Source organism: Micromonospora sp. NPDC049139 (assembly GCF_055586845.1).
The window spans coordinates 29,591-53,429 of sequence record NZ_JBVJHK010000015.1 but is presented as its reverse complement, the minus strand read 5'-3'; the positions used below and the strand labels follow the sequence as shown (position 1 = coordinate 53,429).

Annotated in this window: 18 protein-coding genes; 6 read left to right on the top strand and 12 right to left on the bottom strand. The window is 73.5% G+C overall.

What is annotated here, in order from left to right; all coding sequences use genetic code 11:
• Positions 1-29: 29 nt before the first annotated feature.
• The 6 genes from ACZ6Q9_RS23235 to ACZ6Q9_RS23210 all read right to left on the bottom strand — a co-directional run bounded on the left by ACZ6Q9_RS23235 (position 30) and on the right by ACZ6Q9_RS23210 (position 9,862).
• Positions 30-3,848 (bottom strand): type I polyketide synthase, encoded by a 3,819-nt coding sequence (locus tag ACZ6Q9_RS23235; protein ID WP_396829537.1) that lies wholly within the window; start codon positions 3,846-3,848, stop codon positions 30-32.
• 43 nt (positions 3,849-3,891) lie between these two features.
• Positions 3,892-4,926 carry a ketoacyl-ACP synthase III family protein gene (locus ACZ6Q9_RS23230; RefSeq protein ID WP_363709261.1) on the bottom strand — a complete coding sequence of 345 codons (1,035 nt, stop codon included), beginning with the start codon at positions 4,924-4,926 and terminating at the stop codon, positions 3,892-3,894.
• A 49-nt stretch (positions 4,927-4,975) separates the two neighbouring features.
• Positions 4,976-6,238, bottom strand: coding sequence for an NAD(P)/FAD-dependent oxidoreductase (locus tag ACZ6Q9_RS23225; RefSeq protein WP_393456686.1), 1,263 nt, complete (start codon positions 6,236-6,238; stop codon positions 4,976-4,978).
• A 41-nt stretch (positions 6,239-6,279) separates the two neighbouring features.
• Positions 6,280-7,488, bottom strand: coding sequence for a cytochrome P450 (locus tag ACZ6Q9_RS23220; RefSeq protein WP_396829536.1), 1,209 nt, complete (start codon positions 7,486-7,488; stop codon positions 6,280-6,282).
• A gap of 72 nt (positions 7,489-7,560) precedes the next feature.
• Positions 7,561-8,697, bottom strand: coding sequence for a nucleotide disphospho-sugar-binding domain-containing protein (locus tag ACZ6Q9_RS23215; protein ID WP_393456680.1), 1,137 nt, complete (start codon positions 8,695-8,697; stop codon positions 7,561-7,563).
• 34 nt (positions 8,698-8,731) lie between these two features.
• A complete protein-coding gene (locus ACZ6Q9_RS23210) occupies positions 8,732-9,862 on the bottom strand; it encodes a DegT/DnrJ/EryC1/StrS family aminotransferase (RefSeq protein ID WP_396829535.1) in 1,131 nt (376 codons plus the stop codon).
• 197 nt (positions 9,863-10,059) lie between these two features.
• On the opposite strand from ACZ6Q9_RS23210, the gene ACZ6Q9_RS23205 reads away from it, so the two are divergent.
• Positions 10,060-11,052 carry an aldo/keto reductase gene (locus ACZ6Q9_RS23205; RefSeq protein ID WP_393456675.1) on the top strand — a complete coding sequence of 331 codons (993 nt, stop codon included), beginning with the start codon at positions 10,060-10,062 and terminating at the stop codon, positions 11,050-11,052.
• A 50-nt stretch (positions 11,053-11,102) separates the two neighbouring features.
• Positions 11,103-12,296, top strand: coding sequence for a macrolide family glycosyltransferase (locus ACZ6Q9_RS23200; RefSeq protein WP_396829534.1), 1,194 nt, complete (start codon positions 11,103-11,105; stop codon positions 12,294-12,296).
• A gap of 74 nt (positions 12,297-12,370) precedes the next feature.
• Here ACZ6Q9_RS23200 and ACZ6Q9_RS23195 read toward each other — a convergent pair whose 3' ends face one another.
• Genes ACZ6Q9_RS23195 through ACZ6Q9_RS23185 form a run of 3 tightly spaced genes read right to left on the bottom strand, consistent with a single transcriptional unit; the run spans position 12,371 to position 16,627 of the window.
• Positions 12,371-13,561, bottom strand: coding sequence for a DUF885 domain-containing protein (locus ACZ6Q9_RS23195; protein ID WP_393457055.1), 1,191 nt, complete (start codon positions 13,559-13,561; stop codon positions 12,371-12,373).
• A gap of 53 nt (positions 13,562-13,614) precedes the next feature.
• Complete coding sequence (locus tag ACZ6Q9_RS23190; protein WP_393456669.1) at positions 13,615-15,297, bottom strand: ABC transporter substrate-binding protein; 1,683 nt, start codon at positions 15,295-15,297, stop codon at positions 13,615-13,617.
• Position 15,298: 1 nt separating this feature from the next.
• Positions 15,299-16,627: an aminotransferase class V-fold PLP-dependent enzyme gene (locus tag ACZ6Q9_RS23185; RefSeq protein WP_466021427.1), complete on the bottom strand. Its 1,329-nt coding sequence runs from the start codon at positions 16,625-16,627 to the stop codon at positions 15,299-15,301.
• A 198-nt stretch (positions 16,628-16,825) separates the two neighbouring features.
• On the opposite strand from ACZ6Q9_RS23185, the gene ACZ6Q9_RS23180 reads away from it, so the two are divergent.
• The 4 genes from ACZ6Q9_RS23180 (at position 16,826) to ACZ6Q9_RS23165 (ending at position 21,496) form a co-directional block, all read left to right on the top strand.
• The gene (locus ACZ6Q9_RS23180) at positions 16,826-17,824 is read left to right on the top strand and encodes a methyltransferase (RefSeq protein WP_393456666.1); all 999 of its coding nucleotides are present in this window, start codon (positions 16,826-16,828) and stop codon (positions 17,822-17,824) included.
• A 23-nt stretch (positions 17,825-17,847) separates the two neighbouring features.
• Complete coding sequence (locus ACZ6Q9_RS23175; protein ID WP_393456663.1) at positions 17,848-19,554, top strand: ABC transporter substrate-binding protein; 1,707 nt, start codon at positions 17,848-17,850, stop codon at positions 19,552-19,554.
• Between the two features lie 116 nt (positions 19,555-19,670).
• Complete coding sequence (locus tag ACZ6Q9_RS23170) at positions 19,671-20,657, top strand: ATP-binding cassette domain-containing protein (protein ID WP_350710726.1); 987 nt, start codon at positions 19,671-19,673, stop codon at positions 20,655-20,657.
• Positions 20,654-21,496: an ABC transporter permease gene (locus ACZ6Q9_RS23165; RefSeq protein ID WP_393456659.1), complete on the top strand. Its 843-nt coding sequence runs from the start codon at positions 20,654-20,656 to the stop codon at positions 21,494-21,496. Before ACZ6Q9_RS23170 ends, ACZ6Q9_RS23165 begins: the two co-directional genes overlap by 4 nt.
• Positions 21,497-21,737: 241 nt before the next feature.
• Here the strand turns inward: ACZ6Q9_RS23165 and ACZ6Q9_RS23160 are convergent, their stop codons facing one another.
• The 3 genes from ACZ6Q9_RS23160 to ACZ6Q9_RS23150 all read right to left on the bottom strand — a co-directional run bounded on the left by ACZ6Q9_RS23160 (position 21,738) and on the right by ACZ6Q9_RS23150 (position 23,792).
• Positions 21,738-22,286, bottom strand: coding sequence for an SRPBCC family protein (locus ACZ6Q9_RS23160; protein ID WP_357699560.1), 549 nt, complete (start codon positions 22,284-22,286; stop codon positions 21,738-21,740).
• A gap of 8 nt (positions 22,287-22,294) precedes the next feature.
• The gene (locus tag ACZ6Q9_RS23155) at positions 22,295-22,840 is read right to left on the bottom strand and encodes an SRPBCC family protein (RefSeq protein WP_350712417.1); all 546 of its coding nucleotides are present in this window, start codon (positions 22,838-22,840) and stop codon (positions 22,295-22,297) included.
• Positions 22,841-23,018: 178 nt separating this feature from the next.
• Positions 23,019-23,792, bottom strand: coding sequence for a class I SAM-dependent methyltransferase (locus ACZ6Q9_RS23150; protein ID WP_393456653.1), 774 nt, complete (start codon positions 23,790-23,792; stop codon positions 23,019-23,021).
• Positions 23,793-23,839: the final 47 nt, after the last annotated feature.

Below are 23,839 nucleotides of genomic sequence, written 5' to 3'. Positions count from 1 at the left end.
GCTCCTCCGGTTCGGCGCGGCCGGGTGGGTCAGCGGGCCACGGCGTCGGCGACGGCCCCGTCCGGCGACGGCGCGGCGATCAGCTCGGCCAGGTGCACCGCGATCGCCGTGACGGTGGGCTGCTGCCAGAACAGCGAGGCCGGCAGCACGCGGCGGTAGGTCTTCTCCAGCCGCCGGCGCACGATGACCGTCATGACCGAGTCCATGCCCTGCTGCACCAGTGGCAGGCGCGGGTCGAGCGCCTCGACGGCCAGCTTCATCTCGGCGGCGACCGCCGCGCGCACCTCCTCGATCAGGCGCTCGCGCAGCTCGTCCGGGTCGAGGTCGGCCAGGGACTGCCGGTCCGGTCCGGTTCCGTCGGTGTCGGCGGCCGGGGCGTCGGGGACCACCGGGTAGTGCAGGCCGCTGAGCCGGGCGGCCACCGTGCCGTCCGACCCGGAGACCGTGACGTCGACGGTGTCCTCCCGCGCGTCGTCCGGGACGACGTCGACGATGGCGACTGCCGGCGCCGTGCCGTTCGTCCAGATCCGCTCGATCGCGTCGACCAGGCGCAGCCGGGGCTCGCCGGGGAACGCGGCCGGCGCGATGGACACCGCGGCGTCGATGACGGCCGCCCAGTCCTCGGCCGGCTCGGGGAAGCGGACCCGGGCCCGCAGCCCGCCGTTGCCGGTGGTGAGGCGGTCGACCGTCCAGGGGAATGCCGTCTCGGGAACGCCCACCCGGGCCAGCCGGTCCCGCACGAGCCCCGGGTCGGCGACCACGCCGCCGGGGCCCCGGGTGCCGGCGGCCGGCGCCGGCGGCGCCGCGGTGTCGTCCGGCGTGACGCGCGCGGTGGCGTGGGTCAGCCACGGCGCGGCGTCCGCGCCGGCCGGGCGGGAGGCGAGCAGCAGCGTTCCGCCGTCGTCCACCACCTGGACCTCCTGGCGTCCGGCCGTGGCCAGCGGCACCCGCATCGACAGGTCGTGCAGGGTCACCGCCGCGCCGTCGCGGGCGCCGGCGGCGAGGAAGGTGGCGGCGAGCACCGCGGCCGGCACGAGTTCCGCGCCCTGCACGGTGTGGCTGCCCGGGTACGGACGGCTCGCGTCGCTGAGCACCGTGTGCCACAGCCGCAGCTCGGTGCCGGCGACGGTGGTCGCCGTGCCGAGCAGGGTGTGCGAGCCGATGTCGTGCCCGCCGGCGGCCACCGGGGGAGTGGGTTCGCGCCACAGCTCCTGGTGCCGCCAGGCGTACCGGGGCAGGTCGGTGAGCCCGCCGTCGGGCCGCAGCCGCGCCCAGTCGACCTCGACGCCGTGGCAGTGCGCCTCGGCGACGGCGGCGAGGGCGGTGCGGTGCCCGGGGACGTGGCGGCGCAGCGTCGTGCCGACGTACCCGTCCTCGATGCCGGCGTGGTCGAGGGTCTCCCGCAGCGAGTGGGCGACCACCGGGTGGGCGGAGATCTCGACGAAGGTGCGGTGCCCGTCGGCCAGGGCCGCGTCGACCGCGTCGACCAGGCGGACCGGCCGGCGCAGGTTCGCCGCCCAGTACGCCCCGTCGCAGGCGGCCGCGGCGCGCGGGTCGTCGAGCACCGTCGAGTACATCGGCACGGTGCCCGCCGCGGTGCGCAGGTCGGCCGCCGCGGCCCGCAGCTCGTCGGCGAGATCGTCCATGTGCGGGCTGTGGAAGGCCACGTCGGACTGGACGCGGCGGACGGCGATCCGCTCCGCCGGCCACTGCTCGATCACGGCGTCCACGGCGGCGATGTCGCCGGAGACCACGGTGGACGCGGGGGCGGAGGCGATCGCCGCGACCAGGTCGGCGCGGCCGGCGAGCCGCTCGGCGACGTCGGCGAACGGCAGGGTGACCATGGCCATCGCGCCCAGGCCGGCGGCCCGCCGCAGCAGGGCCGACCGGCGGCAGATCAGCCGGGCCCCGTCGGTCGGGGTCAGGATGCCCGCGGTCACGGCGGCGGCGACCTCGCCGACGGAGTGCCCGATGACGGCCGCCGGGCGGACCCCGTACGCCCGCCAGACCGCCGCCAGGCCGAGGTGCATGGCGAAGGTCAGCGTCTGGATCCGGTCCACCCCGGCCAGTTCGGGAGCGGCGAGCGCCTGCCGCAGCGAGAAGCCGGCCTCCTCGGCGACGACGGGTTCGATCTCGTCGATGGCCGCGGCGAACGCCGGCTCGTGGACGAGCAGGTCACGGCCCATGCCGGCCCAGTGCGAACCGTGCCCCGAGAAGACCCAGACGGGGTGGGCGGGCCGCCCGGCCGGCGCCACCCCCGACACCGTGTCGGGGTCCGGCTGCCCGGCGGCGAGCCGGCGCAGGGCGGCGACCACCTCGTCGCGGTCCTGCCCGGTGACCACCGCCCGGTGGGTCAGGTGGGCCCGGCGGCGCGCCAGCGTGTGGCCGACGTCGGCCAGGTCCGGACGGTCGTCGCCGTGGAGCCGGTCGGCGAGCCGGGCGGCCTGCTGACGCAGTGCGGCGTCCGACCGGGCCGACAGCGGGAACAGTGGCCGGGCCGCGTCGTCGGTGGCCGGCGCGTCGGCCCCGGCGGGCACGGGCGGCGCCTCCTCCAGGACGAGGTGGGCGATGGTGCCGCCGTAGCCGAAACCGGAGACCGCGGCGCGGCGTGGACCGTCCCGCTCGGGCCAGGGCAGCGTGCCGGTCGCCAGGCGCAGCCCGGTGCCGTCGGCGACGGCGTCGATCGGCTCGCCGCGCAGCGGGGTGCCCGGGATCTGGCCGTGGTGCAGCGCGAGGATGGCCTTCATCAGCCCGGCGACCCCGGCGGCCCCCTCCAGGTGCCCGACGTTGGACTTGATCGAGCCGATGAGGCAGGGCCGGTCCTCGGGGCGGCCGGCGGCGTAGACGGCGGCCAGCGCGGTCGCCTCGACGGGGTCGCCGAGCTGGGTGCCGGTGCCGTGCGCCTCCACGTAGTCCACGCTCGCCGGGGCGACGCCCGCCCGGTCGCAGGCGCGGCGGACGACGTGCTGCTGCGCGGGGCCGGACGGGGCCATGATGCCGTCGGTGTGGCCGTCCTGGTTGACCGCGCTGCCACGGATCACCGCGAGGATCCGGTCGCCGTCGCGTTCGGCGTCGTCGAGCCGCTTGAGCACCAGCACGCCGCACCCCTCGCCGCGGCCGTACCCGTCGGCGTCGCGGTCGAACGACTTGCTCACGCCGTCGGGGGCGAGGGTGCCGGCGGCCTGGAGGGAGGCGTTCTGCCCGGGGGTGAGCACCAGGTTCACGCCGCCGGCCAGGGCCACCGTGCTCTCCCGCAGCAGCAGGCTCTGGCAGGCCAGGTGCACCGCGACCAGCGACGCCGAGCAGGCCGTGTCGACGGCGACGCTCGGCCCGCGCAGGTCCAGCGCGTAGGAGATGCGGTTGGCCAGGGCGCAGGTGGCCGCGCCGATACCGGTGTACGCCTCGACCGTCGGCAGGTCCTCCAGCAGCCGGTCGCCGTAGTCGGTGGTGCTGACCCCGACGAAGACGCCCGTATCGGTGCCGGCCAGCCCGGTGGGCGGCAGGCCGGCGTGCTCCAGGGCCTCCCAGCCGACCTCGAGCAGGATCCGCTGCTGCGGGTCCATCTCGGCCGCCTCCCGGGGCGAGAGGCCGAAGAACTCCGCGTCGAAGCCCGCGACGTCGCGCAGGTAGCTGCCGGCGGTGACGGTGTCGCGCAGCACCGCCTCGTACTCGGGGCCGCGCTCCCGGTAGGAGCGCCAGCGCTGCGCGGGGATCTCACCGGCGGTCTGGCCGCCCTTGAGCAGCAGCTCCCAGAGGGCGTCCGGGGTGTCGACGTCGCCGGGCAGCCGGCAACCGATGCCGATGACGGCCACCTGGTACGGGTTGTCGGCGGGATCGTCCCGGGTCATCGTCGTACCTCCGTTGGTCGGGTCGCGGCGCGGGCGGGGGCGGTCAGCGGTCGACGTAGGGGTTGTCCAGCACGCGCAGGACGGCGGCGGTGAACTCCACGCCGGGGCCCATCGCGAGCCAGAGCACGTGGTCGCCGGCGGTGACCTCGCCGGCCCGCAGCGAGTGGTGCAGGGCGAGCAGGTGGTCGCTGGCCCCGCAGTGCCCGATCATGCGCCCGAAGTCGAAGGTGGACTTCTCCATCCCCAGCCCCAGGGGCGCCATGCAGCGCTGCTCGACCACCTCCCGGGAGTAGTTCATGAAGGAGACCTTGGCCAGGTCGGTCGTGCCGATGCCGGCCTCGGCGAGCGCCTGCTCGGCGACGGTGGTCATCGTCTCCTGCGCCTCGCCGAGCACGGCGAGCACGGGGGTCTGCTCGGTGATGTGGTAGAAGAGCCGGGCGCCGAAGTCGAGCTCCCGGCCGACGGTCATGCCGGGCGGGAACATCGGCTCGCCGCCGCGGTGCACCTCCTCGGCCTCCGGCACGGTGATGGAGCAGACCGACAGCAGCTCGGCGAAGCCGCTCTCGGTGCTCAGCACCACCGCCGATGCGGCGTCGCCGAGGATGAAGCCGAGGTTGGTGCGCCAGCGGTCCAGCAGCGGGGTGCCGTAGTTGTCGGCGGCGACGAGCATCGCGGCCTTGCGTTCCGGCGCGGCCTTGAGGTAGCTGGCCGCGATCTCGAGCATGGTGAACATGCCGTTGCAGCCCTGCCGGATCTCGGTCGCCCGGGGCACCCCGCCGAGGAGGTAGTGCTGGAGGTAGGCGTGCGGCAGCCAGCCCTCGGGGCCCTGGTGCCAGGTGGCCGCGTAGAGCAGCAGGTCGATGTCGCCGCGGCCCAGCTCGCTCTCCTTGAGGGCGTCCTGGGCGGCGCGCAGCGCCATGTCCGGCGCGGGCAGCTCGCCGGCAATCGCGGCGCCGCCCAGCCCGTGCGTCTCGATGTCCTCCTGCGGGTACAGGCCCTGGGCGACGGCGTCCTCGACGGTGACGGTCTCAGGAAGGTAGGCCCCGATCCCACGGATGTACGTTCCGGCGGTGCGCATCGGCTTCTCTCCTCGGCGTTGGATGTGATCGAGGCACTTCGCTTTAAGATTATATAGCGCCCGACGGACGGTCAATGGCCGTCCGAGGGGCGATGTCGAGCGTCTCGTCGCCCCGCGCCAGCCCCGACAGCAGGGAGACGAACGAGATCTTCGGCGGCATCAGCCGGTCCGGGTCCACGATGGTCTGGGCGCGCAGGTGCAGCTCGTCGCGGCCGTGCGCGCCGTCGTAGAAGAACCGGATCAGGTCGATCAGGGCGGCGAGGAAGTCCCGGTAGCGGTCCTCGTACACCTGCATGAGGTGACGCTCCTTCTCCGGCGCGGCCAGCGCCTCGTGCACCGCCCGGGACAGGCTGAGCGCGCCGCGCATCGCCAGCGTCACGCCGGAGGACAGCAGGGGGTCGATGAAGGCGGCCGCGTCACCGACCAGCACCCAGCCCGGCCCGGAGAACTGGGTGCACGCGTACGACCAGTCCCGCGCGGTGCGGTAGGCGTCGACCCGCCGCGCGCCGGCGGTGAGCCAGGAGACCTCGTTCGACTCCGCGATCTGTTTCTCCAGCAACTGCTCCGGGGGCAGGCCGGACTCGACGAACCGGTCCGACGGGGTGACATACCCGATCCCGGTTAGGGTGCGGCTCAGCGGCGCGTACCAGAGCCAGCCGTGGGAACGGCTCTCGACGAGCAGGTCGCCCTCGTGGTCGCCGGGGTAGCGCAGCGCCCCGGCGTAGTAGCTCCACGTCGCCATGTTGCGCAGGTCGTCGTGCCAGGAGACCAGCCCGAAGTGCCGGCCGAGCCAGCGCTGCTGCCCTGACGCGTCGACGACGATCGCGGCGCGGGCGTCGACCGGGTCGGCCTCGCCCCGGAACTGGTAGCTGACGCCCGCGATCCGGTCGCCGTCGGTCAGCGGCCCCCGGACGGTGGCTCCCTCGACCACCACCACGCCCAGTTCCCGCGCCCGGTCCAGCAGCATCGCGTCGAACTCGGCGCGCCGGACCTGCCACGAGTAGTCGAACCGGGCGTCGCGGATCTCCCGGAACCGGAACGACCACGGGGCGGTCTGGTCGGCCCCCCACAGCAGGCTACCGCCGTGTTTGATCTGGAAGCGCAGCTCCGCCATCCGCTCGCGCACGCCGAGCGCGTCCAGGGTGAGGGTGACGCCGCTGATCAGGGACTCGCCGATGTGGTAGCGGGGGAACTTCTCGCGCTCCAGCAGCAGGACCCGGTGGCCCTCCTGGGCGAGCAGACCGGCCGTGCTCGATCCGGCCGGGCCGCCGCCCACGACGATCACGTCGTACTCGGGTTCGGGATGGCTCATGGTCGACGATTCCTCCTGCTCGGACAGGGACGACGCGGCGCTCAACCGCCTGGCGTGAACGCGATCGGCAGGCTGGCCAAACCCCGGAACATGGTGCGCGGCTGATAGGTCAGCCCGTCCGCGGCGCAGCCCAGCCGCAGGCCCGGCAGGCGGGCCAGCGCCGCCACCGCGGCGCGTAGCTGCGTACGGGCGAGGTAGGACCCGAGGCAGTAGCGCATCCCCGCGCCGAAGGACAGCGACGGGACCGGGTCCCGCCGGATGTCGAACTCGTCGGGCCGGTCGTACCGCCGCGGGTCCCGGTTCGCCGCGCCGGCCAGGACGACCACCACGTCGTCGCGGCGCAACCGCCGGCCGTGCAGCTCCACGTCGACGTCGAGCTGCCGGGTGTTGGACTGCACCGACGGGTCGTACCGCAGGCACTCCTCGACGGCCTGGGCCAGCAGGTCCGGCCGACGCCGGAGCAGGTCGAGCTGGTCGGGGTGCGCCAGCAGGCTCAGCACGGCGTTGCCCACCTGGCTGGCCACCGTCTCGTGGCCGGTGAAGATGAACGTGACCACCGTGCTGACGATCTCGTTGCGGCTCATCAGGCCGCGGTCGTGGGCGTCGAGCATCAGCGCCAGCAGGTCCTCGCCGCCCTCGCGCCGCCGCCTCGCGAGGGCCCGCCCCACGTAGTCGGCGAACTCGGCGATCGCCGCGTGGCCGCGATGCATGTCCTCGGCGCTGGCGCCCCGGTCCAGGGTCCGCCCCACGTCGCGCGACCACCGCCCGACCGGCTCCCAGTCGGCGGCGGGCAGGCCGAGCAGGCCGAGGACCGCGCGCAGCGCCAGCGGGTACGCCAACTCGTCGACCACGTCCATCGCGCCCCGGGCCAGGGCGGGCCGCAGCAGCTCGTCGACGGTGTCGGCGATGACCGGTTCCAGCCGGCGCAGCGCGGACGGCGAGAAGGCCGGGCCGACCACCCCGCGCAGCCGGCCGTGGTCGGGCTCGTCCTGGAACAGGATGATGTCGCCGACGATCTCGGCGAGCAGCCCGGGCCCGACGAGGTCGGTCCAGAACCGGCGGATGCCGGTCCGGGCGAAGCGTTCGTCGCCGAGCACGCCGCGCACGTCGGCGAAGCGGGAGACGTACCAGACCCGGTGGGCGCCGAGGTGCACCGGGTCGTGCCGCAGCAGCCAGTGGTAGGACGGGTACGGGTCACGCCGGACGTCGGCGTCGGTGGGATCGAACGCGGTCACGGCATCGACCAGCACGAGGTGCCCCTTCCAGTGGCTCCCTCGCGCCGCCCGCCGCCGACGGTGGCGGCGGCGGGCGGCGCGACCGGCTCAACCCGAGATGCGCTCGACGATGCGCCGCACCGTCTCCGCGGGCGTGGGCAGCGCGACCATCTCCTCGCGTACCTCCCGGGCCGCGGTGCGCAGCGACTCGTCCCCGATCAGCCGGCGCAGCAGGTCCGCGTCGACCTTGTCCGACGTGCTGACCAGGCCGATGCCGCGCCGGCTGACGGCCTCCCGGGCGGTGTGCTGGAACTGGTCGCGCGGGTCCGGGGCGAGCAACTGCGGGATGCCGGCGTCGATGGCGGTCATCACCGTGCCGCCGCCGCCGTGGTGCACCACCGCGGTGCACGTGCGCAGCAGGGTGTGCAGCGGCGTCCAGCCGACCGACCGGACGTTGCGCGGCAGCGTGCCCAGCGGGCTGATGTCGAGGTCGCCGAGGGCGAGCACGAAGTCGGCGTCCACCTCGCCAGCGGCGGCGATGATGGGCTCCACGGCGCCGATGCCGAACGCCTGGAGCTCGATGGTGCCCATGGTGATCGCCACCTCGGGCCGGGCGGGCACCGGCGGCAGCCGGTCGCCGAGGACGGCGCCGCCGCCGTACGGCACCCAGCGCATGAACCAGCCCTCGGGCTCCGCCTCCAGCAGCAGGCTCGGCGGGAACGACTCGATCGTCGCCACCGGCTCCGGCAGGCTGACCTGGTGCTTGTCCATGAGGTCGGTCAGGAAGGAGGCGATCGAGCGGTGCATACCCCGGGTCCGCCAGGCGCTCTGGTTGCGCTGCACGGCCGGCACCCCGGCGCGGTCGGCGGCCAGCAGCCCGACGGTGGCGCCCTGCTCGTAGACCACCAGGTCGGGCCGGAAGTCGTCGGTCAGGGCGATCGTCCCGTCGACCAGCGGGCGGTTCACCGCCGCGATCTGCACCCCCCACTCCTCCAGGTCGACCGCGGGACGCGTGGCGACGGTCTCGGCGAAGCGCGGGTTGTCCTTCGCCACCTGCTCGAAGACCTTGACCGCGCTGAAGTCGGGCGCCACGTCGACCACCTCCAGGCCGGCGGCGGCGGCCCGGTCGGCGTGCTCGGCGACCGCGATCAGCACGTCGTGGCCGGCCGTGCGGAAGCCCCAGGCGAGCTGGATCAGCGGGAAGAGGTGGCCGATCCCGGGGGAGGAGACGAACAGCACGCGCATGTCGGAGCCCTTCTGTTCGGGGTTGCGGCGGGGGTCACCAGCCGGACTTGATCGTTTCGACGACGTGGGACCGGTCGTCCTCGGAGAGCCACCAGCCCACCGGGATGTGGACCACGCGGTCCGCCACCCGGTCCAGCCCGGGCAGGGTGGTGCGGGCCGACGCGACGCAGCTGTGGGCGTCGTTGCGGCGCGACACGACGCTGGTGGCGATGCCGGCGTCGCGCAGCCGGCGCATGAAGGCGGGACGGTCGCGGACCTTCAGCGGGTACATCCAGAAGGCGGGCTCCCGGTCGTCGGCGCGCTCGGTCTGCTCGACGCCGTCGACGCCGGCCAGTTCCTTGTCGTAGAACGCGGCGTTCTCCCGGTGCCGGCGCAGCAGCTCGTCGACCCGTTCCAGGTTGGACAGGCCGATCGCCCCGCCGATCTCGTTGAGGATGAACCGGTAGCCCCACTCGGCGACGTCGTAGTCGCCGGTGATCCGGTCCGACGCCCGCTCGATGCCGAGCCAGCGGCGCAGCCGGAGCCGGTCGTACAGGTCGTCGTCGGGCAGCACGACGAAGCCGCCACTGCCGGTCGTCAGGATCTTGATCGCCCCGGTGCTGTACACGCAGACGTTGCCGTGCGTGCCCAGTGGCGCGCCCCGGTAGGTGGCGCCCCACGCCTGCGCGCAGTCCTCGACGACCAGCGGGCGGCGGTCGTACCCCGCGGTGGCCCGGTCCACGACGGCGCGCAGCCGGTTGAGGTCCACCGGGTAGCCGACCCAGTGGACCACCACGATGGCCCGGGTGGCGGGCGAGATCTTCGCGGCCAGGTCGTCGAGGTCCATGTTGAGGGTGGCCGGGTCGACGTCCACCCACCGGATGCGCAGCCCGTTGGCGAGGATGGGCCAGTTCGTGCCCTCGAAGGTCAGCGGCGTGGTGAGCACCTCGCCCGGGCCGTCGTGCTCCGGCTCGCCGGCCCCCGGCCGCGCGGCGAGGCTCAGGGCCAGGTGGAGCCCCGCCGTCCCGCAGTTGACCGAGACCACCCGGGGGTTGCCGATGCGGCTGCCCACGGCCGCCTCGTACTCGGCGACGGTCGGCCCGTGCTCCAGCCGACCACTGCTCAGGACGGCGGAGACGCGGGTGCCGACGTCCGGAGACATGGCGACCTTGGACAGCGGGATCATGACGCCCCTCTCGCTAGTTGCCACATGATTCTCAAGTCCCTTCGGAGGGCCGTCAAGGGAGCCCTGTCGATATCGCCCGACAGGCGTTCTTCCTGATTGCGGAACTTGCAACCGGCGAGGTGAAGGGGTTGAGAAATGTATATCTTCAACGGGTCGCCGGACGCCGCGTCCGGCACCGGGTGCACGGGAGGTCCGGGGTGTCGTCGCTGCATGTCCGGCTCGGGCGGACCGGCCTGCGGGTGAGCCGGGTCGCGATCGGGACCGTCAACTTCGGCGGCCGGGTCGACGAGGCCGACGCCCACCGGCTGCTCGACCACGCCGTCGCGCAGGGAATCAACCTGGTCGACACCGCCGACATCTACGGCTGGCGGGTGCACCGGGGCTGGACCGAGGAGATGATCGGGCGCTGGCTCGCCAAGGACCCGGCCCGCCGGGACGAGGTGGTCCTCGCGACCAAGGTCGGCAACCCGATGGGGGACGGCCCTAACGCCCGGGGCCTGTCGGCCCGACACGTCGTCGCGGCCTGCGAGGCGTCGCTGCGCCGGCTCCAGACCGACACCATCGACCTCTACCAGATGCACCACGTCGACCGGGAGGTCGGCTGGGACGAGATCTGGCAGGCCATGGAGCAGCTCGTCCGGCAGGGCAAGGTCCGCTACGTCGGCTCCTCGAACTTCGCCGGCTGGGACCTGGTGAGTGCCCAGGAGGCCGCGCGCCGGCACCGGCTGCTCGGCCTGGCCAGCGAGCAGTGCGTCTACAACCTGGTCAGCCGGTACGTCGAGCTGGAGGTGCTCCCGGCCGCCGCCGCCGAGGGCATCGGGGTGCTCGTCTGGTCACCGCTGCACGGCGGGCTGCTCGGCGGCGTGCTGCGGAAGCTGGCCGACGGCACCGCGGTCAAGTCCGCGCAGGGACGGGCCGCCGAGGCGGTCGAGCACCACCGCGCGACCCTCACCGCGTACGAGAAGTTCTGCGCCGAGGCCGGCCGGGACCCGGCGGAGGTCGGCATGGCCTGGGTGCTGCACCGGCCGGCGGTGACCGCCGCGGTCGTCGGGCCGCGTACCCCCGAACACCTGGACGGCGCCCTGCGGGCCCTGCACCGGCCGCTGTCCGCGGCCGAGCTCGCCCGGCTCGACGAGCTGTTCCCGCCGCTCGGCCGGGGCGGCGCCGCCCCGGACGCCTGGATGTCCTGACCCGACCCGCGCCGGCGCGCCCGGGACCCCGACCACGGACGGAGTCGACGATGGCCCACCTCCTGATCGTCAACGTCGCCAGCCACGGCCTGATCCTGCCCACCCTCACCGTGGTCACCGAGCTGGTCCGGCGCGGGCACCGGGTCAGCTACGTCACCGCCGGCGGGTTCGCCGGGCCGGTCCGCGCCGCCGGCGCGACGGTCGTGCCCTACCAGTCCGAGATCATCGACGCGGACGCCGCCGAGGTGTTCGGCTCGGACGACCTCGGCGTCCGCCCCCACCTGATGTACCTGCGCGAGAACGTCTCGGTGCTCCGGGCCACCGCCGCGGCGCTCGACGGCGACGTGCCGGACCTGGTCCTCTACGACGACTTCCCGTTCATCGCCGGGCAGTTGCTGGCCGCCCGCTGGCGGCGGCCCGCCGTCCGGCTCAGCGCGGCGTTCGCGTCGAACGAGCACTACTCGTTCTCCCAGGACATGGTCACCCTGGCCGGCACGATCGACCCGCTCGACCTGCCGGTGTTCCGCGACACCCTGCGGGACCTGCTGGCCGAGCACGGCCTCTCCCGGTCGGTCGTGGAGTGCTGGAACCACGTGGAGGAGCTCAACCTGGTCTTCGTCCCGAAGGCGTTCCAGATCGCCGGCGACACCTTCGACGACCGCTTTGTCTTCGTCGGGCCGTGCTTCGACGACCGGCGGTTCCTCGGCGAGTGGAGCCGCCCGGCCGACGACCTGCCGGTGGTGCTGGTGTCGCTCGGCACCACCTTCAACGACCGGCCCGACTTCTTCCGCGACTGCGCGCGGGCGTTCGACGGCCAGCCGTGGCACGTGGTGATGACGCTGGGCGGCCAGGTCGACCCCGCGGCTCTCGGCGACCTGCCGCCCAACGTCGAGGCGCACCGCTGGGTCCCGCACGTCAAGGTGCTCGAACAGGCGACGGTCTGCGTGACGCACGGCGGCATGGGCACCCTCATGGAGGCGCTGTACTGGGGGCGCCCGCTGGTGGTCGTGCCGCAGTCCTTCGACGTGCGGCCGATGGCCCGGCGCGTCGACCAGCTCGGCCTCGGCGCGGTGCTGCCCGGGGAGAAGGCCGACGGCGACACGCTGCTCGCCGCCGTCGGGGCCGTCGCGGCCGACCCCGCGCTGATCGCCCGGGTCGAGGCCATGCGGGGCCACGTCCGCCGGGCCGGCGGCGCGGTCCGGGCCGCCGACGCGGTGGAGGCACACCTGGCCCGCGCCCGCTGAAACCCCGCCCGCGCATCGACCGGCCGCGCACGGCACCGCCCGGTGGGCGGGGCGGCGGTCGGTGGCGCGGGCGCTCAGCCGGCGGCGGGCACCGGACGCGGGCCCGCGGGGACGGTGCCGTCGCGGAGCTGCGCGGGACGTAGCTGCTCGGTCAGCAGGGTGCGGTACCGCGCGACGAGCGGCTCGCCGGCCGGCCGGGCCGCGAGCCACCCGCCGACCAGCCGGGCCCCCTCGATGTACGTCACCGAGTAGGCCCGCCACAGCGGGTCGGTCAGGAAGGTGGCGATCTGCTCGGCCCGGTCGCGCGGCAGCAGCAGCCACCGGTGCAGGTGCTCCACCGCGTCGTCGATCGACGCCCCCCGGTCGTGCAGCAGGATCGCCGCGTCCTGCCGGGCCGGCATCAGCTCGTTGACGAGCCCCACCATCCGCTCGACGAGTTCGCCCTCGACGGGCACCCCCTCGTCGGCCAGCACCTCGGTGGTCCACCGTCCCCAGCCGGGCCCGAGCAGCGCCGCCGCCGCGTGTTCGGCCGTGCCCTCCGCCACCAGGCACTGCGGGGTGTTGACCAGGGCGATCCGGTGCTCGTCCCAGCCCCGGGCGAGCACCAGGCCGGCCTCCTTGAGGCAGTGCTCGGTGTGGTGGCCCGGGTACGCCTCGTGGGTGGCCATCAGCGGCAGCACGGCGATGGTCCGTCCCGCCGTCTCGTTCAGCGTCACCGTGGAGCGGAAGCCGCCGTGGTACCGGTTGAACGCGTTCCACGGCCGGTCGCGTACCACCTCGATGTCGACCCGCTCGGCGTCGGGCAGGCCGAGCAGCGGCCGGGCGCGGGCGCGCAGCGCGTCGGCGACGGCCCGCACGGCGTGGCCCAGCCGCTCCGGCGGCACCACGTTGCGGGCGTAGAACGCCTCGACCTTGTCCATCAGCGGGCCGGTGCCCGGCAGCAGCGCGTCGATGGCGTCGTGGGCGGCGGCGTACCGGTCCGGGTCGCCCAGCCCCACCTCGACGTCGAAGTAGGTCTCCACCTCGGCCAGGAAGCCGATCTGCTCGCCCGCCGCCCGCCGGGCCGCGCAATCCACCGCGGTCAGTTGCGCGGCGAGGAACCGCCGCCGCTCCGCGTCGAGGTCCGCGTCGCCCAGGCGGCGCAGCAGGTCGCGGGCCTGCCCGGCCAGCTCCGCCGGGACCGGCGCCGGCTCCGCGGCGACCCGCTCGGCGAGAGCCGGGTCACCGAACCAGCAGTCGACGTAGCCCTCGACGAGCCGGCCCATCCGCAGCCCGAGCGCGAGGTAGTCGGCGACCACCGCGTCGGCGGCGGCACCGGTCACCGGTCCACCCCGAGCCGCACGTCGGCGAGGTCGGGCAGGCCGGCGAGCGCCGGCAGGGCGGTCGCGCGCCGCACCCGGGGCCCACGCGGCGCGGCGTCCGTGGCCCGCCGGAACAGCAGGGGCACGACCGCGGCGTCGGCGAGCAGCAGCCGTTCCACCTCCTGCCACCGCGCGACCGCCTCGCGCGGGTCGGCGGCGTCCAGCGCGCGCTCGACCAGCCCGTCGACCCGGGCGTCGCGGTAGCCGCCGGGATTGCCGGGCCCCTCGCCGACCAACGGTTGCAGGAACACCCGGGCGTTGCCGTAGGCCCACGGCGCGGTGAACACGGCCACCGCCAGGTCCCACCGGAGGGCGGGCGCGTCGCCCGTGCCGGCGAGCAGGGCCCGGTGGTTGGCGTCGTCGAGCGCGACCAGGCGTACGTCGATGCCGGCGGCGCCGAGGTCGGCCGCCCACGAGCGGGCCAGCGCCAGGTCCTCGGCCGTGTCGGGATGCACCGCGGTCAGGGTGAGCCCGTCCGGGTGCCCCGCGGCGGCGAGCCGCTCGCGCGGGTCCGCGTCGGCGTCGGGGGTCGGGTCGGCGAGCGGGTCGGGCTGCCGGTGTCCGTCGTTGCCGGGGGGCACGACGGTGTGCGCGGCGCGGACCTCGGACCACGGGTCGGCGGCCCGGGCGATGCGCACCAGCGCCGCCCGGTCGACCGCCCCGGCGACGACCCGGCGCACCGCGACGTCGGCGACGGCCGGGTTGGCGGGGTCGCGCAGGTTGAACACCAGGCAGGGGTCGAGCCGGTGACCGGGCACCGGGCCGCTCGGCACGCCCCACGGCAGGTCGGCGTCGTCGGCGGCGAGCCGGTCGGTCAGTTCGCGTGGCCCGCCCGTGGCGACGCGGAACTCGACGGCGTCGAACCGCTGCCGGCGGATCGGATCCGTCTCCGCGCGCCACGCCGGGTTCGGCTCCAGCCGGATCGTGCCCCCCGGGCGCCACGACGCGACGCGGTACGGGCCGTTGGCGACCAGGTGCTCGTGCAGGTCGACGCTGCCCGGCAGGTGGGCGTCGTACTCCGCCGGCGCCGGGGAGGCACCGCTCAGCGCCAGCATGTCGACGAAGTCCAGCGCCGGGCGGTCCAGCTCGAAGACCACCGTCTCGTCGTCGACGGCGAAGACCCCGGGGATGTCGTGGGCGTCCTGGAAGCCGGCGAGCAGCGCGGCGGTGAGCGGACGGCCGGCGACCGCCGCGGCGTACTCGTCGCAGTACCGGTCCATGCCCCGCAGGGTGCCCCGGAAGTACGCCAGCGCGGGGTGCCGGGTGAGCGGGTTGGCCAGCCGCTTGAAGCCGCGTACGACGTCGTGCGCGGTTACCGGGCGGGGGGTCGGCGTGTCCCAGAGCACCCCGGGGCGCAGGTGCACCACGTAGCTGCGGTGGCTGGCGCCGAGGCCGGCGTTGTAGGTCGACGGGACGTCGGCGGCCAGGTCGGCGACCGGCGCGAGGGCACGCCAGTCGCCCGGGTCGGGCTCCGGGCGGTAGCTGATCAGCTGCCGGGTGCACAGCCGCAGCAACTGGCGCTCGGCCGGCGACCAGGCGGCCGCCGGGTCCGCCTGGTGGACGGCGGCCGGCCCGAGCAGCCGCAGGGTGCCCCACCGCCGGGTGTCGTTCGTCGTCGGTGCACTGCGCGCCTGCGTCACTTTAGGACATCTCCTCGGCGAGGCGGACCATCGTCCGTACGGTGTGGTCGATCTCTTCCCGGTTGTTGAACAGGTGGGTGGTGATGCGCGCCGCGTAGTGCTGGTGCGGTGAGCCGGGCACGTCGAACTCCGTCCAGCGGGTCCAGATCCGGTGCTCGGTCTCCAGGCGCTTGACGAAGCCGATGAACTTCTTGATGTTCCAGGCGTCCTCGGGCCGCCGGAACGGGTTGAACGCGAGCAGCGGCGAGCGCAGCCGCGGGTCGGCGCCGGGGGAGTACATCGCCTCGGCGCCGAAGGCGTCGATGAGCCGGCCGCGGGCGTACTCGGCGAGGTCCATGATGTACGCCTCGATGCGGTCGCGGCCAATGTCGTCCCACAGCTCGAAGGCCCGGGCCAGGGCGGCGCCCCGCGCCAGGTTGGCGCTGCCGGCGCTCTGCAGGAAGTCGCCCATGTTGTAGCTCTCCACGGCGGTGCTGGTCCGCGGCGGTGGGCTGCCCATCATCGGGTACCAGGTCGAGATGAGCGGCCAGAACGTGGGCAGCGGCAGCGGGTTGTGCTCGGGGACGACCTTGTTGCGGACGTAGATTAGGCCGGTGCCCAGCGGGCCGCACTGGAACTTCGACCCGGAGCAGGTGATGAAGTCCGCCCCGGTCGCGCGCAGGTCGATGTCGAGCATGCCGGGGATCAGCGCGCCGTCGATGACGGTGGTCAGCCCGTGCCGGTGGGCCAGCTCGCACAGCTGCCGGATCGGGAACATCGTCCCGGTGAACAGGGTGATCGCGGCGAACGAGAGCACCTTCGTCCGGGGCGTGATCGCGGCCTCGACCAGCTCGACGATCTCCTCCGCGCGCACCTCGTGGCCGGACGGCGGGGTGACGGTCCTGAGCACCACCCCGAACCGGTTGCGCAGCAGGTTGAAGTTGGACAGCACGGAGTAGCACTCGTGCGTGGTCGTCACCACCTCGTCGCCCTCGCGCAGGTCGAGGCCGTGGATGACCCGGGCGACCCCCTCGGTGGCGTTGTGGCAGATCACGATCTCGTCCCCGTCCACGCCGAACGTCCTGGCGATGGCGTCCCGGTACTCGGTGAACATCGCCGGGCGGTAGACGTCGAGCAGGCCGCCGGTCCACTGCCGGGTCACCCGGTCCACGGTGTCCAGCACCTCGTACGGCATCGCGCCGACCGTCCCCGTGTTGAGGTGCACGGTCGTCGGGTCCAGGGCGAACAGCTCGCGGATGCGGGCCCAGGACGCGGTGCGCAGCGGACTCTGCGCCGGTGACGCCGACACGGTGGCCGGGCCAGGGGACTCCACGGTACGGCTCACGGTGATCCCTTCGTAGCCGACGGCGGGCCCGGAGCTCGGCGGCGTTCCGGGCCGGGAACTGCAATCACTTTCTCAAGTGGACATGGTCAGGACTATCGCGCAAGTTGCGCTCCTGGCCCCCACTGCACCTGACAGGCACTTGACTCAGGTATAGCATTCGACACAGTGCAGCGGCAGAGTCCGCCATCACGGGCCGGAGGGGACATGGACAGGTTGCAGTCGGCGCTGGCCCTCTACGAGGAGGCGATGGGCTACACCTACGCGGCAGCCCTGCGGGCCGCCGCCACCATCGGCGTCGCCGACCACCTGGTCGACGGGCCCCGTACGCCCGCCGAGCTGGCCGCCGCGACGGGCACCGACGCGGACGCGCTCCGGCGGGTGCTGCGTCTGCTGGCGGTCCGCGACGTGGTCCGCGAGTCCGACGGCCGGTTCGCGCTCACCGACAAGGGCGCGGCGCTGCGATCGGACTCGCCGGTGCCCGCGCGGGCCGGCATCCTCATGTTCACCGACACGATGTTCTGGACGATGAGCCACCGGGTGGCGAGCGCGCTGGGGCCGGAACGCCCCGCCTTCGCCGACATCTTCGGCAGCTCGCTGGACGCCTACTTCGACGGCGACGCCGAGGTCGAGGCGCTCTACTACGAGGGCATGGAGACGGTCAGCGCGGCGGAACACCTCATCCTCGCCCGCGCCGGCGACTTCCCCGCCACCGGCACCGTGGCGGACGTCGGCGGCGGCCGGGGCGGCTTCCTGCTCACCGTCCTGCGCGAGCACCCCGGCCTGCAGGGCGTGCTGCTGGACCGCGCGGATGTGGTCGCCCGGCACCGGCTGGACGCCCCGGACGTGGCGGGGCGCTGGAAGGTGGTCGAGGGCGACTTCCTCAGCGAGGTGCCCCACGCCGACGTGCACGTGCTCAAGCGCATCCTGCACAACTGGGGCGACGAGGACAGCGTCCGGATCCTGACCAACTGCCGCCGGGTCATGCCCGCGCACGGCCGGGTGCTCGTGATCGACGCGGTCGTCCCCGAGGGCAACGAGGCGCACCAGAGCAAGGAGATGGACTTCATGATGCTCGCCGCGCGCACCGGCCAGGAACGCACCGCCGCCGAGCTGGAGCCGCTGTTCACCGCGGCCGGGCTGCGCCTGGACCGGGTCGTCGGCACCTCGTCGGTGATGTCCGTCGCGGTCGGCGTGCCGGCCTGACCCGGGGAAGGGGCAGCAGACCCGTGCCGGACCACGACCAGCAGCCTCGCCACGGCGGCACGCTGCGCTACTACGGGCCCGGTGGCCTCGACCACCTGGACCCCGCCGCCGCCTACTACGCCTTCTCCCACCAGGTCATCCGGCTCTTCGCCCGGCAGCTGTTCAGCTACCCGACCACCGAGGACGCCGCCGCGCTCGTGCCGGTGCCCGACGTGGCCGCCGAACTGCCCACGGTGGACAACGGCGGGCTCAGCGAGGACGGCCGCACGTGCACGATCCGCCTGCGCGACGGGGTCCGGTGGGACACCACGCCGCCGCGCCCGGTGACCGCCGGGGACTTCGTGCGCGGCTTCAAGCGGATGGCCAACCCGGTCGCCGGGGCCGGCGCCATCGCCTACTACACGAGCACCATCGCCGGCATGGCGGAGTTCGCCGAGGGCTACCGCGCCCGCTTCGCCGGTCGTACGCCCACCGCCGCCGAGCTGGCCGACTACCAGAACAGCCACGAGATCCGCGGCCTGTGGGCCAAGGACGAGCGGACCCTGGTGATCGAGCTGCTGCGCCCCGCCAACGACATGCTCAACCTGCTGGCGATGCCGTTCGCCTCCGCCGCCCCGCGGGAGTTCGACGACCTCGTTCCGGACGGTCCGGACTTCGCGCGGCTGGTCCGCTCGAACGGGCCGTACCGCATCACCAGCTATGCCCGGGGCAGCCACCTGACCATGGACCACAACCCCGCCTGGCGGGCCGACGCCGATCCGATCCGCCGCCGCCACGTGGACCGGATCGAGGTCCGGATGGCGAGGGTGAGCGACGAGCGGGTCCGCGCCGAGATCGAGAGTGGGGCGGCCGACCTCTCCTGGGGCGCCGCCGTGGGCAGGCCCCGCCGGCGTACCGAGGCCGACCGGAACCTCGGCTGGGCGCTGAACCCCTACCTGGCGTTCAACCTGCACAGCCCCCACGAGCGGGGGGCGCTGCGCAGGCGGGGCGTCCGGCTGGCGATCGCGTACGCCGTGGACAAGGCGCGGCTGGTCCGGTTCTTCGACGACATGAACATCGGCACGGTGACCCGCCCCGCGCACACGGCCATCCCGCCGGGCAACTTCGGCCACCGCGAGTACGACCCGTACCCGACGCCGGGGGACCGGGGCGACCGGGCCCGCTGCCGGGAGTTGCTCGCCGAGGCCGGGTACCCCGACGGGCTGCGGCTCACCATGATCTACCGGATCGACGCGGTGCACGGCCAGGTGGCCAAGGCGATCGCCGAGGACCTGGGCGCGGGCGGCGTCGACGTCCGGCTGGTGGAGATCGACCAGACCGACGAGTACTACCGCATCCTCCAGGACCCGGCCCGCGCGGCGGCGGGGGAGTGGGACATCACCCCGGCCGCCTGGATGCCGGACTGGTTCGGCAACAACGGGCGGTCGTACGTCCAGCCCATGTTCCAGTCCAACACCGGCGTCGGCACGGCCAACTACGGCGGATACCACAACCCGGTCGTCGACGACCTGATCGACCGCGCGCTGTCCGCCCGGACGGAGGCCGAGGCGGAGGAGCTGTGGCACCGGGTCGACCGGCAGGTGCTCCAGGACGTGGCGATCGTGCCGATCCTGGCCTGCGAGCCGACCATCGAGCACCTGACCAGCTCCCGGGTGCGAGGGGCGATCCCGCTGCCGCACGTGGACCGCTGGTACGACGCGGCGAACCTCTGGCTGGACCCGCCCGACTGAATTCGGCCCACGGCTAATAGCAGCCTTGACTGATATAAGCGGTTCTTGTAGTTTGACCCCGACGGAATCTCGTGATCCAGCTGCCCGAGTTCGCCTGTGACGCGACAGGAGTGAGCATGACAACCAATCCGGCCTTGGCCATCGAGACCCGTGAGCTGGTGAAGGTCTTCGGCCAGACGCGCGCGGTCGACGGACTGGACCTGGCGGTGCGGGCCGGGACGATCCACGGGGTGCTGGGCCCGAACGGGGCCGGCAAGACGACGGCCATCAAGATGCTCGCCACGCTGATGCGACCCACCTCCGGCACCGCGTCCGTGCTCGGGCACGACGTGGTCCGCGAGGCCGCCGAGGTCCGGCGCCGCATCGGCCTCACCGGCCAGACCATGTCCCTCGACGAGGACATGACCGGCATGCAGAATCTGATCCTCGCCGGCCGCCTGCAGGGTCTCCGGCACGCGTCCGCGGTCGCCCGGGCGGAGCAGCTGATGGAGGCGTTCGACCTCGCCGAGGTCGGCAGCCGACTGGTGAAGACCTTCTCCGGCGGGCAGCGGCGGCGCATCGACGTGGCCGCGAGCATGGTGGTCACCCCCGAGCTGCTGTTCCTCGACGAGCCGACCACCGGCCTCGACCCGCGCAGCCGCAGCGAGGTCTGGGAGATGATCCGGGCACTGGTCCGGGACGGGGGCACCGTCCTGCTGACCACGCAGTACCTCGACGAGGCGGACCACCTCGCCGACGAGCTGACGCTCATCGACCACGGCCGCATCGTGGCGCAGGGCACCCCGCCGGAGCTGAAGGCGAGCCGCGCCGCCGGCGTGCTCGACGTCCGGCTGCGCGACCCCGAGCGCCGGGCCGACGCGGGCACCCTGCTCGCCCGGGCCGTCGGCGCCGCCGCCGACCTCGACTCGGATCCGGCGCGGCTGTCGGTGCGGGTGACCGACCCCGACCGGGCGGCGCTGGCCCTGGGCGAGCTGGCGCGGGCCGGCATCCACGTCGACGACTTCACGCTCGGCCAGCCCTCGCTCGACACGGTGTTCCTCGCCCTCACCGGCCACTCGACGCTCGACGCCAGCGAAGAAGAGGAAGCAGAGGTACGGGCATGACGACACCCAGCACCGAGGCGCGGCCGCTGCCGGCCGAGATCTTCAGCCGGTCGGTGGCTGGCACGGAACGGCCGCCCCGCCCCGGCCCGCTGTTCGCCGTCCGCACCTTCGCCTGGCGAAACCTGATCAAGCTCCGGTACGTGCAGGACCACCTGGGCACGGCGGTGGTCTTCCCGATCATCCTGACGCTGGTCTTCACCTACCTGCTCGGCGGCGCGATCGCCGGCTCGCCCCGGGAGTACCTGCAGTTCTTCCTCCCCGGCGTGATCGTCCTCTCGCTGGTGTCGTCGAGCATGATGAGCGCCCTGACGCTCAACCGGGACATCGCCACCGGCATGTTCGACCGGGTCCGCAGCACGCCCATCTGGCAGCCCGCGGTGCTGGTCGGGGCGATGACCGGCGACGCCGTCCGGTACGCCCTGACCTCGATCGTGCCGCTGTCGCTGGGCCTGCTGCTCGGCTTCCGGCCGGACGGCGGCCTGTCCGGGGTGGTGCTCGCCCTGCTCTACCTGCAACTGTTCACGTTCAGCGTCGCCTGGCTGTGGATGCTGTTCGCGGTGCTGATCCCGCAGCCGACCGCCGCCGCCGGCGTGGTCAACCTCCTGCAGTTCGTGCTGCTCTTCGGCAGCAACATCCTGGCGCCGTCGCAGACGATGCCGGGCTGGCTGGAGGCGGTGGTCAAGCTGAACCCGGTCACCCATGCCGCGACCGCCACCCGCGGGCTGATGCACGGCACGGTGACCTCGGGGGAGATGGGTGCCGGCCTGCTGACCTGTGCCGTGCTCATCGTGCTGCTCGCCCCGCCCACGATCTGGCTCTACAGCCGCAAGCAGCGCTGACACCCCTTACCGACGGCCCCGGTGCCCCCTGCCTCCCCCGGCAGGCGCCCGGGGCCGTCGCGGCGCACCCCGGTGCTGTCCTGCTGACGTGCCTACCGGCCGACGGGGCGCGCATCCTCCCGGCGTGGGGGCGGTGCGGTCCGGGGAGCCGTCGTCACGGCCGGCGAACGGACGACGGCCCCGGACGGACGTGAGTCCGTCCGGGGCCGCGTCGTGGTCGGTCGAGCAGCCGTCGCCCCGGCTACGAACCGGAGTGGACCAGCGCGGCCCAGGCCTCGCCGCGCTCCTGCGAGATCCGCATCATCTCGGGGCTCGGCTCGAACTCCTCGGCCGCGTCCTCCGGGACCGGGCCGCCCGGCAGGTCGCCCCGGACGAACATGCCGAGGAAGTCGAGGGCCATCTCCCAGCCGATGCCGACCTCCACGAGCATCTGCTCCGAGGTCGTCGCGTGCTCGAGCTCCAGCAGGGTGCCGTCGCCCTCCTCGCTGAGTCGCAGCTCCACCTCGCTGTCCGGCTTGCCCTCGTACACCCAGCTGATGGTGAGCCGCCGCGGCGGCTCGCAGCGCAGGATGTCGCCGCTGGCGTTGCCCTGCAGGGCGAAGTTGCCGCCCTCGCGGAGGTCGCCCTTGGGCTCGATGAACCAGCGGTTGATGCGGTTCGGGTCGGTGCAGGCGCTCCAGACCTCGTCGACGGGCGCGTCGTACCGCTGCCGGATGATGATGCTGCGGGCTTCGCCGGCCGGGATGGTGCGCCGGCCGAGGGCCCGCTCCGTCGCCTGACCTGATGCCACCGGGCCGTTCACTTCTTCGCCCCTTCTTCGTCGATCTTGTTCTGGAACGACTGGAGGATCGTCGGCCAGCCCTTGTCCATGCCGTTGCGGACCCGCTTGGCGTGCTTGGTGCCCATCCGGTCGAAGTGGGTGTGCTCGACGTCCACCCGGGTCTTTTTCTGGCCGTCGGCCACGAAGGTCACGGTGAACTCGCTCGCGTTGTCCGGGTCGATCCGGCCGAAGCCGTTGAGCCGCCAGCCGATGACCAGCGTGTCCGGCGAGTCGACCTTCCGGATCAGGCCGAAGGTGTGCTCCTCGCCCTGCTCGTCGATCTCATACCAGCGACCGCCCTTCTTGTCGACGCCCAGTGGGGCCCCGACCTTCGTGGTGCGGAAGTTGTTCGGCCACCACTCGGGGAAGCCTTCGAGGAACACCGTGAAGGCGGTCTTGCGGTCGGCCTTGACAGTGACGCTGTGCCGGACGAACGGGTCGTAGTTCGGGGGCTTCGGCTTCTTCGCGGCGGTGCTCTTGGTGGTCGTGCTCTTCGCGGCCGGTGCGGTCTTCTCCTGAGTCATGTCTCGTCCTCACTGTCGCTGCGCGGCGGATGGGCGGGTCAGACGGGGTCCGCCCATCCTCCTCCATAAGTCGGCACGAACGTAAGTTATAGTTTATACGTAGTCCGGTCAATCGCGCGCGAGCGCCGCGGTTCCCGCCGGGTGTCGCCGTCCCGGGCCCCGCGGCAGGTGCCGCCGGTCAGTCGCCCCACCGCAGGTACGCCGGCGCCGGGCGGCCCGGCAGCAGGCGCAGCGGGGCGTGGTCCAGCCCGAGCACCTCCCGCATCGCGATGTTCTCGCCGGGCCACTTCGGATTGTCGAGCTCGTCGAAGGCGACGATGCTGCCCTTGGTGAGGTAGGGCCGGATCGCCTCCAGCACGGCCTTCGTCGGCTCGTAGAGGTCGAGGTCGAAGTACGCCAGCGCGATGACGGTCTGCGGGTTCTCCGCGAGGTAGCGCGGCACCGTCTCCCGGACGTCCCCCTCGACGAGCACGCTGCGCTGCGTCACGTGCCCGAAGAAGTCGCTGCACTCGTGCGCGTCCAGCACCTCTTTCAGGTACGCCGGATAGCCCCCGGGTACGGCGAAGCGGCCCTCGTACGCCGTCGGGCCGACGCGGTCGACGTCGTTGACGTCGGGGAAGCCGGTGAAGGTGTCGAAGCCGACGATGCGCCGCAGCGGGTTGTAGGGCTCGTAGACACCGCGCAGGGCGGCGAAGGTGGCGAGGTGACGGCCGAACCGGACGCCGAACTCCATGATCACGCCCGGGATGTCGAGGACCTCACGGTAGAGCGCGTCCATGGAGAGCAGGTCGGTCATCTGGTGGCGGCGCAGGAACAGGGGGAGGTTGTTGACCAGTTCCTCCGTCGGGATGGGGGAGTTGGTCAAGAGCTTCGTCAGGCGCTGGGTGGTCTCCGTCTCCTCCGGTGAGTCGTGCACGAACGCACGCAGGTCCTGACCGTCGCCGCTGTCCATCCGCAGCCTCCATTGCGTAGATCACTTGATAGTTTCAAGCGTAGTGG